We start from the raw sequence: 17,788 nt of genomic DNA on the forward strand, positions 1-17,788 counted from the left end.
GTGGCCGGGGGCTCTCGGGGGGCGGGTCAGGAGGCGGCCGACCGCAGGGCCGTCACCAGGGCCGGGGTGACCTGTTCGACCTGCCACGGGCGGGCGCCGTAGCCGGACAGGGCCTCGGCGACCGAGTCCGCGTCGGCGTTCCGCGGCGGCTCCCAGCACAGGCGGCGCACGGTGTCCGGGGTGATCAGGTTCTCCTGGGGCAGGTTCAGCCCCTCGGCCAGCTCCGAGACGGCCGCACGGGCCGCGGAGAGCCGGGCCGCGGCGGCCGGGTCCTTGTCCGCCCAGGCGCGCGGCGGCGGCGGGCCCGAGGGGGCCGCTCCGGGCTGCGGCAGCTCGCTCTCGGGCAGGGCCTTCGCCCGGTCCACGGCGGCCATCCACTGGTCCAGCTGCCGCCGGCCCATCCGCTGCCCGTACCCGGGCAGGGCCGACAGCGCGTGCACGTTCGCGGGGACGGCCAGGGCCGCCTCCACGATCGCCGCGTCGCCCAGCACCTTGCCGGGGGAGACGTCACGGCGCTGCGCGATCCGGTCGCGGGCCTCCCACAGCTCGCGCACGACCGCCATCTGCCGGCGCCGGCGCACCTTGTGCATGCCGGAGGTACGGCGCCACGGGTCCTTGCGCGGCGGGGCGGGCGGGGCGGAGGCGATGGCGTCGAACTCCTGGCGGGCCCACTCCAGCTTGCCCTGCCGGTCGAGCTCCTTCTCCAGGGCGTCCCGCAGGTCCACCAGCAGCTCCACGTCCAGCGCGGCGTAGCGCAGCCAGGGCTCGGGCAGCGGGCGGGTGGACCAGTCGACGGCGGAGTGCCCCTTCTCCAGCTGGTAGCCGAGCACGCTCTCGACCATCGCCCCCAGCCCGACCCGGGGGAAGCCGGCCAGCCGGCCCGCGAGCTCGGTGTCGAACAGGGTGGTGGGGGCCATGCCTATTTCCCGCAGGCAGGGCAGGTCCTGCGTGGCGGCGTGCAGGATCCACTCCGTGCCGGACAGGGCCTCGCCCAGGGCGGAGAGGTCCGGGCAGCCGACCGGGTCGATCAGCGCGGAGCCCGCGCCCTCGCGGCGCAGCTGCACCAGGTAGGCGCGCTGGCCGTAGCGGTACCCGGAGGCGCGCTCGGCGTCGACGGCGACGGGGCCGGTGCCCGCCGCGAAGGCCGCCACGACCCCGGCGAGCGCCTCGGCGTCGGCCACGACGGGCGGGATGCCCTCGCGGGGCTCCAGCAAGGGAATCGGCAGCCCATCGGACGAAACCTCTTCGTCCGGGGGGCCGCCCCCGGTGGTGGTGCGCAGGTGTGCTGCGGTCTCTTGGGCGTCGGTCACCGGTCAAGGGTATCCGTGTATGTGACGCGCCCGTCGCCGGAACGTTCCGTCGACGGGCGCGAAGGGGGAGGTACGGGCCCTGCCGGGGCTTCCCGGCGGCGGCCCGGGGGCTCAGGGGGCGGTCAGTGGATGATCCCCGTCCGCAGTGCGACGGCGACCATCCCGGCCCGGTCGCCGGTGCCGAGCTTGCGGGCGATCCGGGCGAGGTGGGACTTGACGGTCAGGGCGGACAGGCCCATCGAGACGCCGATGGCCTTGTTGGACTGCCCCTCCGCGACGAGGCGCAGGACCTCGACCTCGCGGCCGGACAGCTCCCGGTAGCCGCCCGGGTGGCTCGGGGCACCCGGGGGGCGGCGGTGCATACGGGCGGCGGCGGCACCGATGGGGGCGGCGCCGGGCCGGGTGGGGAGTCCGATGTTGGTGCGGGTACCGGTGACCACGTAGCCCTTCACACCGCCCGCGAGGGCGTTGCGCACGGCTCCGATGTCATCGGCGGCGGACAGGGCCAGGCCGTTCGGCCAGCCGGCGGCGCGGGTCTCGGAGAGCAGGGTGAGACCGGAGCCGTCGGGCAGGTGGACGTCGGCCACGCAGATGTCGCGCGGGCTGCCGACGCGGGGGCGGGCCTCCGCGATGGACGACGCCTCGATCACGTCACGGACTCCGAGGGCCCACAGATGGCGGGTCACCGTGGAGCGGACGCGCGGGTCGGCCACGACGACCATGGCCGTCGGCTTGTTCGGGCGGTAGGCGACCAGGCTTGCGGGCTGCTCGAGAAGAACGGACACCTAGGCCTCCTGGGGGAGTGGCGGGACGGGCCGGCTCGGGGAAGGAAGCCGGTGCGCACCGTGCGGATGGTCACTGACTCCTTCGGCACGTCACCCGCCCGGCTTTAGGGAATGATCACGATTTGGTGAGTAACAATTCGGGCAATTCGGACGCACGATCGATCAAGGGATGATCAGAAGCCCGCCATGACCGCACGGCTTTGACGCTCCGTCACGCATCCGAACGATCACCCCCGCCCCGGCCGGACCCCCGTCCGGCCGCCCCCGACCCCCTCCGGACGGCCTCCGGGGGCCGCCCGCTACGGGTGGTGCGGACCGCGCCGCTGTGGCAGGGACACCACGCCCGGGGCCCCCTCGGCCGGCCCCAGCGGGGGCAGCCCCGCGATCTGGCACAGCAGCTCGCACCAGGCCGCCAGGTGCGCCGAGGTGTCCGGCACCCCGCCGACCCCCTCCCTGGGGGTCCACGAGGCCCTGATCTCGATCTGCGTCGCCGGCCGCCGCTCGCCGAGCCCGCCGAAGTAGTGCGAGCTCGCCATGGTCACGGTCCCGCTCGGCTCCCCGTACGCCAGCCCGCGCGCCTCCAGCGCCCCGGTCAGCCAGGACCAGCACACCTCCGGCAGCAGCGGATCCGCCGCCATCTCCGGCTCCAGCTCCGCCCGCACCAGCGTCACCAGCCGGAAGGCGCCCTGCCAGGCGTCGTGCCCGGACGGGTCGTGGAGCAGGATCAGCCGGCCGTCGGCCAGGTCCTCCTCCCCGTCCACGACGGCCGCCTCCAGCGCGTACGCGTACGGGGCCAGCCGCTGCGGCGGTTTCACGGGGTCGATCTCGATCCCGGACCGCAGCCGCGCCTTGCGCAAGCCGTCGACCGCCCGTCGGAACGGGAGCGGGACCGAACTCTCCTTCGCGCCGTCCACGCCGTCAGCGCCATCTGAAAATCGTCCCTGAGCCGCAGCCATGCCGGGAAGACTAGGCGGAACGGGCGCCCGTACGGCGCAGGGACACCCGCGCCGGGCCGGGCACTTCTTCATACGTGCGAAGATTCGGGTCGTGAGCGCCAACGACCGCCCCCAGGGCCAGCCGAGTCAGACGTACGATTCCGCCTTCCTGAAGGCCTGCCGGCGCGAGCCGGTACCGCACACCCCGGTGTGGTTCATGAGGCAGGCCGGCCGCTCACTGCCCGAGTACCGCAAGGTCCGCGAGGGCACCGGCATGCTCGAGTCCTGCATGCGCCCCGACCTGGTCACCGAGATCACCCTGCAGCCGGTGCGCCGGCACGGCGTGGACGCGGCGATCTTCTTCTCCGACATCGTCGTGCCGCTCAAGGCCATCGGCGTCGACCTCGACATCAAGCCGGGCATCGGCCCGGTCGTCGCCCAGCCCATCCGCCGCCGCGAGGACCTCGCACAGCTGCGCGACCTCACCCCGGAGGACGTCCCGTACGTCACCGAGGCGATCGGCATGCTCACGGGTGAACTCGGCGGCACGCCGTTGATCGGCTTCGCCGGCGCGCCTTTCACCCTCGCGAGCTACCTCGTCGAGGGCGGCCCGTCCAAGAACCACGAGCACACCAAGGCCCTGATGTACGGGGACCCGGAGCTCTGGGCGGCCCTCGTCGACCGTCTCGCGGACATCACCTCCGCCTTCCTGAAGGTCCAGATCGAGGCCGGCGCCTCCGCGGTCCAGCTGTTCGACTCCTGGGTCGGCGCCCTGCCCCCGGCGGACTACCGCCGCTCGGTCATGCCGGCGTCGGCGAAGGTCCTCGAGTCCGTCGCCTCGTACGGGGTCCCGCGCATCCACTTCGGCGTGGGCACGGGCGAGCTGCTCGGCCTGATGGGCGAGGCCGGCGCGGACGTCGTGGGCGTCGACTACCGCGTCTCCCTGGACGAGGCCGCCCGCCGCGTCGGCCCCGGCAAGGCGCTCCAGGGCAACCTGGACCCCGCGGTCCTGTTCTCCACCACGGAGGCGGTCGAGGCCAAGACGGACGAGGTCCTCGCCGCCGCGGCGGGCCTGGAGGGCCACGTCTTCAACCTCGGCCACGGCGTCCTCCCGACGACGGACCCCGAAGCGCTCACCCGCCTGGTGGACTACGTCCACACGAAGACGCGGCGCTAGCCCGGGGGCGGGTGCCTGCGGCGCAGCTCCCCGCCCCGCCCTCTCGCCGTTTCCTGGGGGCTCCGCCCCAGACCTGAGCGCAACGGGTCTGGGGCGGAGCCCCAGGGAACGGGCGAAGGGTGGGTAGGGGACCGGCCCCGCAGGGCTACACCCCGGCGGACCGCACCGCGGAGACGGCCTTGCGGGCCGCCACCAGGACCGGGTCCCACACGGGAGAGAACGGCGGCGCGTAGCCCAGGTCCAGCGAGACGACCTGTTCGACCGTCATGCCCGCCGTCAGGGCCACCGCCGCGACGTCCACCCGCTTCGCGGAACCGGCGCCGCCGACGATCTGGACGCCCAGCAGCCGCCCGGTGCGCCGCTCCGCCAGCATCTTCACCGTCATCTCCGCCGCGCCGGGGTAGTACCCCGCCGTGTTCGTCGAGCGGATCGTGGCCGTCACGAAGCGCAGTCCCGCCGCCAGGGCGTCCTTCTCGCGCAGGCCCGTCCGGGCGATCTCCAGGTCGCAGACCTTGCTCACCGCCGTGCCGACCACACCGGGGAACGTCGCGTAGCCGCCGCCCGCGTTCGTGCCGATGACCTGGCCGTGCTTGTTGGCGTGGGTGCCCAGCGGGATGTGCCGCCCGCGGCCCGCCACCAGGTCCAGGACCTCCACGCAGTCACCGCCCGCCCACACGTCCTCGTGGCCCCGGACCCGCATCGACAGGTCCGTCAGCAGGCCCCCCGACTCCCCGAGCGGCAGCCCCGCCGCCCGCGCCAGGGCCGTACGGGGCTCCACGCCGATGCCGAGCACCACCACGTCCGCCGGGTACTCCTCGCCCGAGGCCGTGGCCACCGCCCGGGCGCGGCCCTCCTCGTCCTCGAGGACCTCCACCACCTCGGCACCGGAGACCGTCACGATGCCCATGGCGTTCATCGCCGAGTGGACCAGGCCGCCCATGTCCGGGTCCAGGGTCGCCATCGGCTGCGCGCCCCGGTGCAGGACCGTCACCTCGTAGCCCCGGTTGACCAGCGCCTCGGCCATCTCCACGCCGATGTAGCCCGCGCCGACCACCACCGCCCGGCGGCCCTCCGTGCGTTCCAGGCCGTCCATCAGCCGCTGGCCGTCGTCCAGCGACTGGACGCCGTACACCCCGTGCGCGCCGATCCCCGGCAGCTTCGGCCGGACGGGGCGGGCGCCGGTCGCCAGGACCAGCTTGTCCCACCCCGTCCAGGACTCCTCCCCGCTGTCCAGGTCCCGGGCACGCACCCGCCGGCCCGGCAGGTCCAGCTCCAGGACCTCCGTGCGGGTGCGCAGGTCGATGCCCCGGGCGCGGTGCTCCTCGGGGGTGCGGGCGATCAGCTCGTCCCGACCGGCGACCTGGCCGCCCACCCAGTACGGGATCCCGCACGCCGAGTACGAGGTGAAGTGCCCCCGCTCGAAGGCGGTGATCTCCAGCTCCCCGGGCCCCCTGAGCCGCCGTGCCTGGGACGCGGCGGACATCCCCGCCGCGTCCCCGCCGACCACCACCAGTCGTTCCGCCGCCATCGCCCTGCCCGCCCTCCGCGCCGTGCGCCGTCGCCTCCGTTACGGGGACACGCTACGGGCGGACGGCCCGTCAGACCCCGTCCTCGTGCGCACCGCCCGCCGGGTCCTGGGCCGGGGCGGCGGCCTGCCGGGGCACCAGGGTGCGCCGCAGGCCCGTCTTCGGCTTCGCCGGACGCAGCCTGCGGTATAGCCGGAACCCGAAGGCCACCAGCGCCGCGGCGAGGGCGAAGGGCAGCACCGCGGCGAGCGCGAGCCCGAGGTAGCCGACGAGGCGCGCGAACACCTTCCAGCCGCCGGCCAGGGCGTCGCCCATGCCGGGCTCGTGCTCCTTCTTCTCCTTCTCTACCGGGGCCGGAGCGGGCTCCGAGACCGACACCGTGATCGTGCCCATCGAGGTCTGGTCCTTCAGCGCGTTCTGCTGGGCCAGCAGGGACTCCAGGTCGGACTGGCGCCGGCTCAGCTCGCTCTCCAGCATGACCACGTCACTGAGTGCGGAGGCCTTCTCCATCATCTCCCGCACCCGCGCCACGCTGGCCTGCTGCGACTTCACCCGGCTGTCGACGTCGGCGACCTTCTCGGTGACGTCCTGGGCCTCCACCTTCCGGTTCAGCAGCTTCCCGCTCCCCTCCAGGGAGGCGATCACCGCGTCGAACCGGTCCCCGGGCACCCGCAGGGTCAGCGAGGAGGTGATCCGCCCGTCGCCGCCGCGGTCGGTGGTCTCGGCGCCCACGTAACCGCCCGCGCCCTCGGCCGCCGTCCGGGCCGCCGCGATGACCTTCTGGGGTTCGGCCGTCTCGATGCCCAGCTTCCCCGTACGGATGACGTTCGGCCGGACCGGGGCCTGCGCCTGGCCCTTGGCGTCCGGCGCGGCCGGGGCGGCGGCCGAACCGGCCCCCGGCTTGCCCTGCGCGCCTTCCCCGGGGGCCGCCGCGGCCGCGCGGTCGCCGGACGGGGCCGTCCCCCCGCCGGCGCTGCAGCCGGTGAGCACGAGGCCCCCGGCCAGGGACAGGCCGGCCAGGGCGGCCGCCGCGCGGTGCTGTCTGCTGAGCGTGTGCATCGTCAAGTACCCCCGGGGGTTCGGCAGATGTCACCGCTTCGACGTGCGCACGGCCGCCCCGGGTTTCGCCCCGCGGATCCCGACCCGGTTCCGATGCGGTCACGTTCGGGCCTCGGCGGAGGGTCTGAGACGATGGGTCCATGCACGAAGCGGACACGCGTACGAACGGGGCGGGACGGCCGGGGCCGTCCCGCCATGTCGTCGTCATCGGCGGCGGCATCGCGGGCCTCGCGGCCGCCCACCGGCTCCTCGCCGACGGCCTGCGCGTCACCCTCCTGGAGGCCGGCGGGCGCCTCGGCGGCAAGCTGTACGCCGGCGAGCTCGAAGGAGCCCCCGTCGACCTGGGCGCCGAGTCCGTCCTCGCCCGCCGCCCCGAGGCCCTGGAGCTGGCCCGCGCCGTCGGCCTCGGCGACGACCTCCAGCCCCCGGCCACCGCCACCGCCCGGCTCTGGACCCGCGGCGCCCTGCGCGACATGCCCCGCGGCCACGTCATGGGCGTCCCGGGCGACCCGGCCGCCCTCGCCGCCTCCGGCGTGCTCTCCGCCGAGGGCCTCGCCCGGATCGCCGCCGACACCGAGCTGCCGCCCACCGAGGTCGGCGAGGACGTCGCCGTCGGGGAGTACGTGGCCGCGCGGATGGGCCGCGAGGTCGTGGACCGGCTCGTCGAACCGCTGCTCGGCGGGGTCTACGCCGGCGACGCCTACCGCATCTCGCTGCGCGCCGCCGTCCCGGCCCTCTTCGACGCCGCCCGCACCCACCCCACCCTGACCGGCGCCGTCCGCGCCCTCCAGGAGGGCGCCGCCGCCCGCGCGGCCGCCGAGCGGACCACCGTCACCGGCGCGGCCGCGTCGGGGGCCTTCTTCGCCGGGATCTCCGGCGGCATCGGCCGCCTCCCGCTCGCCGTCGCCGAAGCCTGCCGGGCCGCCGGAGCCCGCATCCTGACCGGCACCCCGGCGCGCGGCATCGCCCGTACGCCCCAGGGCTGGCGGATCACCACCGACGGCGAGGCCATCGACGCCGACGGCGTCGTCCTCGCCGTCCCGGCGGCCCCGGCAGCACGGCTGCTCGACGCCCTCGTCCCCGCGGCCGCCGCGGAGCTGCGCCAGGTGGAGTACGCCTCCATGGCCCTGGTCACGATGGCCTTCCGCCGCCGCGACCTGCCCCCGGCCGTCGCCGACGGCACCGCCAGCGGCTTCCTCGTACCGCCCGTGGACGGCTGCACGATCAAGGCGTCCACCTTCTCCAGCAACAAGTGGGCCTGGGCCGGCGCCGACCCGGAACTCTTCCTGCTGCGCACCTCCGTCGGCCGCCACGGCGACGAGGGCGACCTGGGGCGGGAGGACTCCGAGCTCGTCGACGTCTCCCTCGCCGACCTCGGCGAGGCCGTCGGCCTGGCCGCCCGGCCGGTGGCCTCCACCGTCACCCGCTGGGACGGCGGCCTGCCCCAGTACCCGGTCGGTCACCTCGCCCGCGCCGAGCGGATCCGGGCCGCCGTGGCGGCCCTGCCCGGCCTCGCGGTCTGCGGCGCCCTCTACGACGGGGTAGGGATCCCGGCCTGCATCGCGAGCGCCGGGAAGGCCGCGGAGGCGGTCACCGCCTCCATGGCCACCCCTGGCACCGAGCACTGATCAGCACACGGGACAATGGACACATGACTGCACCAGAGAAGATTCCCAACGCGGGGAAGAAGGCGAAGGACCTCAACGAGGTCATCCGCTACACCCTGTGGTCCGTCTTCAAGCTGAAGGACGTTCTGCCGGAGGACCGCAGCGGCTACGCCGACGAGGTCCAGGAGCTGTTCGACCAGCTCGCAGCCAAGGACATCACCGTCCGCGGCACCTACGACGTCTCCGGCCTGCGCGCCGACGCGGACATCATGATCTGGTGGCACGCCGAGACCTCGGACGAGCTGCAGACCGCCTACAACCTGTTCCGCCGCACCAAGCTGGGCCGCGCGCTGGAGCCGGTGTGGTCGAACATGGCCCTGCACCGCCCCGCCGAGTTCAACAAGTCGCACATCCCGGCCTTCCTGGCCGACGAGGTCGCCCGCGACTACGTCAGCGTCTACCCGTTCGTGCGCTCGTACGACTGGTACCTGCTGCCCGACGAGGACCGCCGCCGCATGCTCGCCGACCACGGCAAGATGGCCCGCGGCTACCCGGACGTCCGCGCCAACACCGTCGCCTCCTTCTCCCTGGGCGACTACGAATGGCTGCTGGCCTTCGAGGCCGACGAGCTCTACCGCATCGTCGACCTCATGCGTCACCTGCGTGCCTCCGAGGCCCGGATGCACGTGCGTGAAGAGGTGCCCTTCTACACCGGGCGCCGCAAGTCCGTCGCCGATCTGGTGGCCGGGCTCGCCTGATACCTCCCCTGGGGGGAAGGACCGGAGGACGACCGCGCTCTCGCGACATGAGCGCCCTCCGGTGGATCGGGAGGCCCTGCCCCCGAAACGACGCAGCCGGAGATCCCGCCCGGAAGTTCAGACGAGCGGCGGCAGCAGCGCCCTGGGAGCGCTGCCCGCCCCCTCGTCCAGTGTCACCGGTGCGGGCTCCGGATGCGGCGCACAGCTCACGCGCCACCCCGGGGTGGTCCCCGTCAGCAGATACCGCTCCACATGCCGGTCCACGCACGCGTTGCGTCCGCCGGCCACGCCGTGGGAGCCCGCCGCCCGCTCCGTCACCAGCGCGGCCCCGGCGCCGAGGCGCCGCTGGAGTTCCCGCGCGCCCGCGTACGGTGTCGCGCCGTCCCGCTCCGCCGCCACGATCAGCGTGCCGGGCAGCCGCAGGGCCGTCGGCGGGGCCCCGACCGCGACCGGCCGCTGCCGCTCGCGCACCGGCCAGGCGGCGCAGGGCAGGTTGAGGAAGGCGTTGGCCCAGGTCTCGAAGGGGGCCCGGCGGGCCAGTTCGGTGTTGTCCCGCTCCCAGGTCTCCCAGTCGGCCGGCCAGGGGGCGTCGTTGCACAGCACCGCCGTGTAGACGGCCGTCGCGTTGGCCGCCCGCGCCGCCTGCTCCGGGTCGCGGGCCGCCTGGCGGACGAGCGGGGCCGGGTTCCCGCGCAGGTACGCGGAGAGGGCCGCGGCGCGCTCCGGCCACACGTCGTCGTAGTACGCCGCCCGCAGGTAGGCCGCCTGGAGTTCGCCCGTACCGACGAGTCCGCCCGCCGGGGTGCGGGCCACCGCCGCGCGGACCTTCTCGTAGCTCTCCCGCACCGCCCGGGCGGTGGTGCCCAGCCCGTACACGTCGTGGTGGCGGGCGGTCCAGGCGCGGAAGTCGGCCCAGCGGCGTTCGAACCCCGGGGCCTGGCCGAGGTTGTCGAGGTACCAGACGCGGCGCGGGTCGGGGTCGACCGCCGAGTCGAACACCATGCGCCGGACCCGGTCCGGGTGCCGGGTGGCGTACACCGCGCCGAGGTAGGTGCCGTAGGAGGCCCCGAAGAAGCTCAGCCGCCGTTCCCCGAGGGCGGCCCGCAGCACGTCGAGGTCGCGCGCGTTGTTCAGGGTGGTGTACTGCGCCAGGGCGGGTCCGGCGTGCCGGGCGCAGCCCTCCGCGTAGGCCCGGGCGGCCGCCAGCCGCTCCCGCCGGTACGCGGGGGAGGGCTCGGCCGGGACCTGCGTCGGCCCCTGCGGCAGCTCGGCGGGGTCCTGGCAGGTCAGCGGGCCGGACCGGCCGACGCCGCGGGGGGCGTAGCCGACCAGGTCGTAGGCGGCGGCGATCCGGCTCCAGGCGGGCCGTCCGGCCAGGAGCGGGAAGTACGTCCCGGAGGCCCCGGGCCCGCCGGGGTTGAACACGAGCGCGCCCTGGCGGACGGCGCCGCCGCGGCCGGAGGCGGGGAGCCGGGTGACGGTGAGGGAGATCTGCGGGCCGTCGGGGCGGGCGTAGTCGAGCGGGACCCGCAGGACGGCGCAGCGGACGGGCTCGGGCAGTTCCTCGTCGGCGGGGCACGGCCCGAACTCCAGCGGCCCGCCGCCCCCGGCCCCCGGCGGCCGGGGCACGGGGCGGGTCACGGGGCGGCTGTTCTGCGTGGGGCGGGACCCGGCCGCCGGCCGGGCGCCCTGGGCCGGGGCCCCGGCCGCGCCGGTGACCGGCCGCAGGGCGGCAGCGGCGGCGGCCCGCCGGGCCACCAGCTCGGCCCCGGCGTCCTCGGCGGCGAGCCGCTGCGCCGCGGGTTCCGGGCCGCTCGCCCGGGCCGGGACGGCCGGGGCGCACAGGGTGAGGCACAGGGCCGCCGGGGCGACTCCGTACCGCGCGAGCGTCGTCCGCATGGCGACCCCTTCGTCTCATCGTCCTGTCTGATGAGATGTCAGGAACCCGCCGCTGTACAGGCGCACCGCCGGACACCGGACCGGGGTACGCCCGGTTGAGCTAAGGCGCGGGGTGGACGGTCTCGGCGGGCGGGTTGGCGGTGCGCCGCGCCCAGAGCCAGTACAGGGCCGAGGTGACCACCAGCCCCACGATCCACGAGATGTCGGCGCCGCCGAGCCGCTCGGTGATCGCCCCGGTGTACAGCTTGGTGGCGAGGAACGGGACCTGCACGGCGATGCCGAGGAGGTAGCAGGCCAGCGCTGCGGCGTTCCAGCGGCCGTAGCGGCCGGCCGGGTCGTAGAGGGCCGGGATGTCCACGCGTTCGCGGGAGACCAGGTAGTAGTCGACCAGGTTGATCGCGCTCCACGGCGTGAACACGGTCAGGAGCAGCAGGACGAAGTTCTTGAAGTTGGTCAGGAAGTCGTCGCTGGCGGCGAGCGCGATGACCATGGACACGGCGATGAAGCCGAGGATGTAGGCGGCGCGCACCGGCGGCGAGACGCGTGAGCGGCGGTCGAAGGCGGTGACGGTCGTCAGGATCGACATGAAGCCGCCGTAGGCGTTCAGGCAGTTGACGGTCAGCTTGCCGACCACGATGACCAGGTAGACGAGGAACGCGAGGAACGCCGGGCCCGCCAGCCCGCCGAGGAAGCCCACCTGGTCGGGCAGGAAGGCCTTGCCCGCGACGGCCGCGGTGAGCGCGCCCAGCGTCATGGCCCACTGGGATCCGATGACGGAGCCGGCGAAGGTGGACCAGAACGTCGCCCGGGTGCTGGTGTCGCGGGGCAGGTAGCGGGAGTAGTCGGCGACGTAGGGGCCGAAGGTGAGCTGCCAGCCGGCCCCGAGTCCCACGGAGAGCAGGAAGGTCGCCGCCTCGAACCCCTTGGTACCGACGTGCGCCCCGACGTCGTACTGGGTGAACAGGCGCACCATCAGGTAGCCGAGGCCGAGCGCCCCGACGACGGTGGCGATGCGGCCCGCGATGTGGATGAGGCGGTAGCCGGTCACCGCCACGAGGGCGGTCAGCGCTCCGAAGAGCAGGATCCCGGCCTCCGTCCCGATGTGCAGCATCGCGGACATCGCCTGCCCGGCCAGCACGCTGCCGGTCGCGGCGAAGCCGAGGTACATCAGGATCACCAGCAGCAGTGGCAGGACCGCCCCGTACACCCCGAACTGGGCCCGGCTGGAGATCATCTGCGGTACGCCCAGTCGCGGCCCCTGCGCGGAGTGCAGCGCCATGACGATGCCGCCGAGCAGGTTGCCGAGGAGCAGCGCGGGTATCGCCCAGAGCGCGTCGGCGCCGAAGACCACCGACAGCGCGCCGTCGACGATGGCGGTGATCTGCATGTTGGCGCCGAACCAGAGGGTGAACTGGCTGCGCGGCGTACCGTGCCGTTCGGTGTCCGGGACCGCCTCGATGGTCCGTCTCTCGACCGCGAGGCGGTCCCCGGGCGCTTGTCGTTCCGGCATGGTGGTGGCCTCTCCCCGCAGCAGTTGCGGCGCAGCCGGGATGAGCTCCGCCGTCGACCCAGGTGGTGCTGCGCCGAATCTGGCATGGGGATGTACAAACATCAAGATCTTGAATGACACATTTCAGTGGGTGGTACGGCTCCCCCCCCGGGACCCGGCGTCAGGTGCTGCTGGAGCAGCTCGAACTACTGCTGCTGCAACTGGACCCGCTGGAGCAACTGGACCCGCTGCTGCAACTGGACCCGCTGGAGCAGCTCGACCCGCTCGAACAACTGCTCCCGCTCGAACAGCCGGAGGACCCGCCGCAGCTCGAACCGGAACTCCCGCAGCCGGAACCGCCCCCGCAGCCGCCGGACCCCGAGGACCCGCCGTCACCGGAGGCGCACCACACCACGGGGACCAGGTCGACGGAGTCGGACGAGGAACCGCACGCGTGCGAGGAGTGCGAGGAGCCCCCGCCGGACGACCGCCCCCGCGCCCGGGCCCGCGCCTGGGCCGCGGCCAGCCGGGTACCGCGCGCCGCGGGCACCAGCTGCGCCCGCAGCCCCGGATCCCGCAGCCCCTTCAGCCCGTACAGGGCGGTCCGTACCGCCGGGGCCGTCTCGGCGGCGTGCCGCGCCCGGGCCCGCCGCAGCGCGGCCCGGCCCGCCGGGGTCACCCGCCGCCGCGCCCGCCGCGCGCCGAACGCGCCCGCCACGATCCCGGCCACCAGCACCGGCAGCACCTTGAGCACGAACGGCAGCTGGGCCTCCTGACTCAGCGCCATCGCCACGAACGTCACCGGCAGCGACACCGGGATCAGCGCCGCGCACACCACGGTCTGCACCAGCCCCCAGCGCCGCCGCCCCCGCCCCGCCCCGGGAGCGGCGATCATCCCGCGCGCGGCGAGGGCGTCGCCCACCTCCTGCACGGCCGGGTCCACCATGGCGGCGTACCGCACCTGGTACAGCCACCCGGACGGCGCCGCCCGCAGCGCCGACACCACGGCCCGCTCGGCCGGGTCCGCGCCCGGCACCCCACGCCCCTCGTGGACGATGCCCGGGCCGCCCGCCACCAGCCGGCCGTCCCCGAGCAGCGCGACCAGCGCCGCGTCGACCACCGCCCCCGGCCCGCCCGCCAGGAACGCCGCCTCGGACAGGTCGTGCACCTCGGGAGTCCCGGACACCCGCACCCGGCGCGGCCCGAGCAGCAGCCCGAGGCTCGACAGGAGCACGGCGGCCCACACCGCCACCGCCAGCTCGTTCACCGGCCACCCCGCCCCGCCAGCGCACGGGCCCAGCGCACGATCCGCCGGGGCGGCCGCGCCCCGGCCCGCTCCCGCCACCAGGCGGTGAGCCGGCGCCGCGCGGCCGGGTCCTCGGGCAGGTCCCGGATCAGCAGGTGCTCCGCGAAGTCCAGCGCGTCACGCCGGTACCCGCCCGTCATCGGGCGCCGCCGCGCGTACGCCAGGAACGCCGTGCGGTAGGCCTCCGGACCGCCCAGGATCCCGGGCAGCTCGGGCGCGAGCCTCTCCACCACCGACGCCCGCTTGGCGGCCAGCGCCCGCGACTGGATCCGCACCCGCTGCCGGTCGAACCCCTCGGGCACGGGCGTCCCGGCGACCAGCGCCGACAGCAGCGCGGCCTGACCGAGCCCCACCCGGGTCCGCACGGCCTCGGCGACCGGACCCGGCGCCTGTGCCCGTACGGCGACGGTGACCGGCGCACCCGGACGCACCGGACCGGCCGCGCCCGCCACCACCGCGCGGATCCGCTCCAGCTCCCCGGCGAGTTCCTCCTCCTCGGGGAAGTCGTCGTCCCGCTCCAGCAGCACGCCCGGCGGGTCCACCCGTTCCCGCAGCCCCGTCAGCACGTCGAGCACCACCGGCGGCACCGGGTGCGCGTGCGTGTCGTGCCAGACGCCGTCGCGCTCCACACCACCCGCCACGTGCACGTACGCCAGCGCCTCCAGCGGGATCGAGTCCAGCACGGCGGCCGGGTCCTCACCCCGGTTGACCCGGTTGGTGTGCAGGTTCGCCACGTCGACGAGCAGCCGTACGCCCGTGCGTTCGACCAGCTCGGTCAGGAACTGCCCCTCCGTCAGCTCCTCCCCGGGCCAGGACACCAGCGCGGCGATGTTCTCCAGCGCCAGCGGAACCGGCAGCGCGTCCTGGGCGATCCGCACGTTTTCGCACAGCACGTCCAGCGCGTCGCGGGTCCGCGGCACGGGCAGCAGGTGGCCGGCCTCCAGCGCGGGCGAGGAGGTGCGCACGAAGGCGATGTGCTCGGTGACCAGCGGCGCCCCCAGCGCCACGGCCCGCTCCCCGAGCGCGGCCAGCTTCCCGGCGTCGGGCCGGTCGGCGCCGCCGATCCCCAGCGAGACCCCGTGCGGCACGACCCGCACGCCCCGCTCGCGCAGCCGCAGCAGGGACTCGGGCAGGTGGCCCGGACACACGTTCTCGGCCACCACCTCGACCCAGTCCAGCCCCTCCAGCCGTTCGACCGCCTCGGCGATCTCCGGCCTCCAGCCGATGCCCACCCCCAGGCGTGCCATGGGCTTCATGTCCCCCTCGCCCCCTCTCAAGGACTCCGTGCCGATGTCATGGCCCCGACGCGAACGGGCCAACCACCGTGAGGGGACGTTCAGAGCAACATTTGAGGTTCCCGGCCACCACCACCGGCCGGCCCCCTCAGTACCGGTACCAGTCCCCCCGCGCCGGCAGGGCCCGTCGCAGGTAGTCCTCCACCCCGCCGGCCGCCCAGGAACGCCCGTCGGACTCGTGGTCCCAGACGAAGACGTCGGACCGCTCCGGCACCCGCACGACGCCGAAGAGGTCCCCTCCGCCGTTGTCCCCGAAGAACATCAGCGGCTCGAACGGCATGTACAGCGAGGCGAAGGCGGGCGTACCGCGCAGCTGCGCGTTCTCCCGGGCGATCCGCCGGGCGCTCCACACCACGTCGGTGCCGTGCCGTCCGACGACCCCGTCGCAGACCCGCAGCAGCGCGCGGAGCTCGGCGGGCAGGGCCTGCCCGAGGACCCGCTCCACCTCGGCGAGGTCCGCCTCGCCCGCCGCCCCGGCGAGCTCCGCCTCCGGCAGCAGCCCCAGGACCAGCTCCCGCCAGTTCACAGCCGGGCCCGCAGGGCCGGGTGGTCCGAGACGACCGTGCAGCTGCCGGGGGCGATCTCCGTGAAGCCCGCGTCGCGGACCACCGGGAGGCCGCTCGTGCTCAGTTCCGCCCAGCGTTCGCGCGGGGCGGTGCGGACGGCCAGGTGGAAGCCCGAGGCCTGCCACAGGGCGCGTTCCGCCGCCGTCAGCTCCCACCAGGCCAGCTGCGCCGCGTGCCCGGCCTGGGCCATCGCCTTGCCCGCCGACATGTCCAGCTCCGGGTTCAGCCACAGCACCGGCACCCCCGGCTCCGGGGCGGGCGCCGGCTCCGGGTCGTCCAGGTCCGTGCCCGAGACCTGGAGCTTGGCCAGCTCCTTGGGCCAGCCGTCCAGGGGCACCGGCGGGAAGACCCGTACCTCGGACGCGGCGCCCTGGACCGTGACGCCCGGCAGGGAGGCGGCCTTGCGCCACTCCGCGCCGCGCGCCCGGCGGACCACCTTGCGGATCCGGGCGTCCTGCCAGTCGCGGACCGCCCGCGCCCACTCGCCCTCGCCGTGCGCGCGCTCGTCCGTGAGGAGGACCAGCACCGCCCGGGCCGCCGTCTCCAGCGCGTCCGTCCGGGCCGGCGGCCCGTCCTTCTCGATGCGTACGACCAGCGGCAGGACGAACTGCGGGGCCTCGTCGCGCAGTGCGTGCTCCTTCCGGAAGGGGCTGTCGGCCCCCACCGCGGGTACCTCTGAGGTCTGGTTCGTGTGCTCGCTGCTCATCCCGCCAAGGATGCCAGGCTCCGTCTTGAGGAGGATGTCCCGGGTGGCCGGCCCGGGCGAGGATCATGTCCATGAAGAGTGACCTTTTCGCGAGCGAGAACCTGGCCCAGCCCGCCGCCGCGCCCGGGATGTCCCTGCAGAACGCCAAGTCCGTCAAGTACGCCGTCAACGGCGAGATGCTGGCCCGGCAGGGCTCGATGGTCGCCTTCCGCGGCAACCTCCAGTTCGAGCGCAAGGGCCAGGGCATCGGCGGCATGCTCAAGCGCGCCGTCACGGGCGAGGGCCTCGCGCTGATGTCCGTACGCGGGCAGGGCGAGGCCTGGTTCGCGCACCAGGCCGGCAACTGCTTCATCATCGACTTCGAACCCGGCGACGCCCTCACCATCAACGGGCGCAACGTGCTGTGCTTCGACGCGACGCTGTCGTACGAGATCAAGATGGTCAAGGGCGCCGGGATGACCGGCGGCGGCCTCTTCAACAGCCTCTTCACCGGCACCGGCAAGCTCGCCGTCGTCTGCGACGGCAACCCGATCGTCATCCCGGTCACCGCGCAGTCCCCGGTGTACGTGGACACGGACGCGGTCGTCGGCTGGAGCGCCCAGCTGGAGACCGGGCTGCACCGCTCCCAGTCCGTCGGCTCGATGATCCGCGGCGGCTCCGGCGAGGCGATCCAGCTGATGCTGCGCGGCGAGGGCTTCGTCATCGTCCGGCCCAGCGAGCTCACCGAGTCGGCGGCGGCGCACTGAGGCTCACCGGAGTGGGCCGCCGCTACCGCACGCGGCGGCCCTGGGTGCTGCGCGGGGTCGCGATGGAGCTGCCGCCCGGCGTCCTGGTCCGGATCGAGGGCGGCAACGGCGGCGGCAAGTCCACCCTGATGCGGCTCCTCGCGGGCATCGACACCCCGACCGAGGGGCGGATCACCGGCCGGGCGTCCCGGGTCGCGTACGTGCCCGAGCGCTTCCCCGCCGTGCTGCCGCTGACGGCCGGGGCCTACCTGACCCACCTCGGCCGGGTGCACGGGCTGACCGGCGCCGAGGCGGCCCGGCGGGCGGCCGACGGGCTGGAGCGGTTCGGCGCCGCCCGCTTCGCCCGCACCCCGCTGGCCGAACTGTCCAAGGGGACCAGCCAGAAGGTGGCCGTCGCCCAGGCCCTGCTCGCCGGGCCCGGCCTGCTCGTCCTCGACGAAGCCTGGACCGGCCTGGACGCGTCCGCCCGCGCGGAGCTGGACCGCGCCGTCGCCGAAACCACCGCCGCCGGGGGCACGGTGGTCTTCGTCGACCACGACCCCGGCCGACTGGCCGGCCTGCCCGACGCCCGCTACCTGCTGCGGGCCGGGGGCCTGGAACCCGTGCCGGAGCCCGGCCCGGCGG

16 protein-coding genes are annotated in these 17,788 nt (G+C 75.0%); 5 read left to right on the top strand and 11 right to left on the bottom strand.

Annotated elements, in window-relative coordinates; genetic code table 11:
- Window positions 1-26 precede the first annotated feature (26 nt).
- The 3 genes from ACFVXK_RS02215 to ACFVXK_RS02225 form a co-directional block, all read right to left on the bottom strand.
- Complete coding sequence (locus ACFVXK_RS02215) at window positions 27-1,310, bottom strand: HRDC domain-containing protein (RefSeq protein WP_389609532.1); 1,284 nt, start codon at window positions 1,308-1,310, stop codon at window positions 27-29.
- Between the two features lie 122 nt (window positions 1,311-1,432).
- Window positions 1,433-2,095 (bottom strand): response regulator transcription factor, encoded by a 663-nt coding sequence (locus tag ACFVXK_RS02220; protein ID WP_007267191.1) that lies wholly within the window; start codon window positions 2,093-2,095, stop codon window positions 1,433-1,435.
- A 299-nt stretch (window positions 2,096-2,394) separates the two neighbouring features.
- The gene (locus ACFVXK_RS02225; protein WP_389609535.1) at window positions 2,395-3,051 is read right to left on the bottom strand and encodes a DUF3000 domain-containing protein; all 657 of its coding nucleotides are present in this window, start codon (window positions 3,049-3,051) and stop codon (window positions 2,395-2,397) included.
- A 91-nt stretch (window positions 3,052-3,142) separates the two neighbouring features.
- Here ACFVXK_RS02225 and hemE point away from each other — a divergent pair, with 91 nt between their 5' ends.
- On the top strand, window positions 3,143-4,207 hold the full coding sequence (gene hemE / locus ACFVXK_RS02230) for a uroporphyrinogen decarboxylase (protein ID WP_389609536.1): 1,065 nt from the start codon (window positions 3,143-3,145) through the stop codon (window positions 4,205-4,207).
- Window positions 4,208-4,352: 145 nt separating this feature from the next.
- On the opposite strand, the gene ACFVXK_RS02235 is transcribed toward hemE, so the two are convergent.
- Window positions 4,353-5,735 carry an FAD-dependent oxidoreductase gene (locus ACFVXK_RS02235; RefSeq protein ID WP_389609538.1) on the bottom strand — a complete coding sequence of 461 codons (1,383 nt, stop codon included), beginning with the start codon at window positions 5,733-5,735 and terminating at the stop codon, window positions 4,353-4,355.
- Window positions 5,736-5,805: 70 nt separating this feature from the next.
- On the bottom strand, window positions 5,806-6,792 hold the full coding sequence (locus ACFVXK_RS02240; RefSeq protein ID WP_389609539.1) for a DUF4349 domain-containing protein: 987 nt from the start codon (window positions 6,790-6,792) through the stop codon (window positions 5,806-5,808).
- A 140-nt stretch (window positions 6,793-6,932) separates the two neighbouring features.
- On the opposite strand from ACFVXK_RS02240, the gene hemG reads away from it, so the two are divergent.
- Both hemG and hemQ read left to right on the top strand, forming a co-directional pair.
- Window positions 6,933-8,420: a protoporphyrinogen oxidase gene (gene hemG / locus ACFVXK_RS02245; protein ID WP_389609541.1), complete on the top strand. Its 1,488-nt coding sequence runs from the start codon at window positions 6,933-6,935 to the stop codon at window positions 8,418-8,420.
- Between the two features lie 23 nt (window positions 8,421-8,443).
- Window positions 8,444-9,157, top strand: coding sequence for a hydrogen peroxide-dependent heme synthase (gene hemQ, locus ACFVXK_RS02250; protein WP_042813891.1), 714 nt, complete (start codon window positions 8,444-8,446; stop codon window positions 9,155-9,157).
- Between the two features lie 117 nt (window positions 9,158-9,274).
- Here the strand turns inward: hemQ and ACFVXK_RS02255 are convergent, their stop codons facing one another.
- The 6 genes from ACFVXK_RS02255 to ACFVXK_RS02280 all read right to left on the bottom strand — a co-directional run bounded on the left by ACFVXK_RS02255 (window position 9,275) and on the right by ACFVXK_RS02280 (window position 16,418).
- Window positions 9,275-11,056 (bottom strand): alpha/beta hydrolase, encoded by a 1,782-nt coding sequence (locus tag ACFVXK_RS02255; RefSeq protein ID WP_389609543.1) that lies wholly within the window; start codon window positions 11,054-11,056, stop codon window positions 9,275-9,277.
- A 100-nt stretch (window positions 11,057-11,156) separates the two neighbouring features.
- Window positions 11,157-12,566, bottom strand: coding sequence for a purine-cytosine permease family protein (locus tag ACFVXK_RS02260; RefSeq protein WP_389609544.1), 1,410 nt, complete (start codon window positions 12,564-12,566; stop codon window positions 11,157-11,159).
- A 160-nt stretch (window positions 12,567-12,726) separates the two neighbouring features.
- The gene (locus ACFVXK_RS02265) at window positions 12,727-13,812 is read right to left on the bottom strand and encodes a TIGR04222 domain-containing membrane protein (RefSeq protein WP_389609546.1); all 1,086 of its coding nucleotides are present in this window, start codon (window positions 13,810-13,812) and stop codon (window positions 12,727-12,729) included.
- Entirely contained in the window at window positions 13,809-15,107 is a 1,299-nt protein-coding gene (locus ACFVXK_RS02270; RefSeq protein ID WP_389609547.1) for a DUF692 domain-containing protein, read from the bottom strand. Before ACFVXK_RS02270 ends, ACFVXK_RS02265 begins: the two co-directional genes overlap by 4 nt.
- Window positions 15,108-15,234: 127 nt before the next feature.
- On the bottom strand, window positions 15,235-15,672 hold the full coding sequence (locus ACFVXK_RS02275) for an SMI1/KNR4 family protein (protein ID WP_389609549.1): 438 nt from the start codon (window positions 15,670-15,672) through the stop codon (window positions 15,235-15,237).
- Window positions 15,669-16,418, bottom strand: coding sequence for an aminoacyl-tRNA hydrolase (locus ACFVXK_RS02280; protein WP_389609551.1), 750 nt, complete (start codon window positions 16,416-16,418; stop codon window positions 15,669-15,671). The genes ACFVXK_RS02275 and ACFVXK_RS02280 overlap by 4 nt, the downstream gene beginning before the upstream one ends.
- 71 nt (window positions 16,419-16,489) lie before the next feature.
- Here ACFVXK_RS02280 and ACFVXK_RS02285 point away from each other — a divergent pair, with 71 nt between their 5' ends.
- Both ACFVXK_RS02285 and ACFVXK_RS02290 read left to right on the top strand, forming a co-directional pair.
- Window positions 16,490-17,164 carry an AIM24 family protein gene (locus ACFVXK_RS02285; protein WP_389609552.1) on the top strand — a complete coding sequence of 225 codons (675 nt, stop codon included), beginning with the start codon at window positions 16,490-16,492 and terminating at the stop codon, window positions 17,162-17,164.
- Window positions 17,161-17,788 (top strand): ATP-binding cassette domain-containing protein (locus tag ACFVXK_RS02290; RefSeq protein WP_389609557.1); only part of this gene is annotated, 628 nt, incomplete at its 3' end. The genes ACFVXK_RS02285 and ACFVXK_RS02290, both read left to right, overlap by 4 nt.

Source organism: Streptomyces sp. NPDC058157 (assembly GCF_042884105.1).
Taxonomy (GTDB): domain Bacteria; phylum Actinomycetota; class Actinomycetes; order Streptomycetales; family Streptomycetaceae; genus Streptomyces.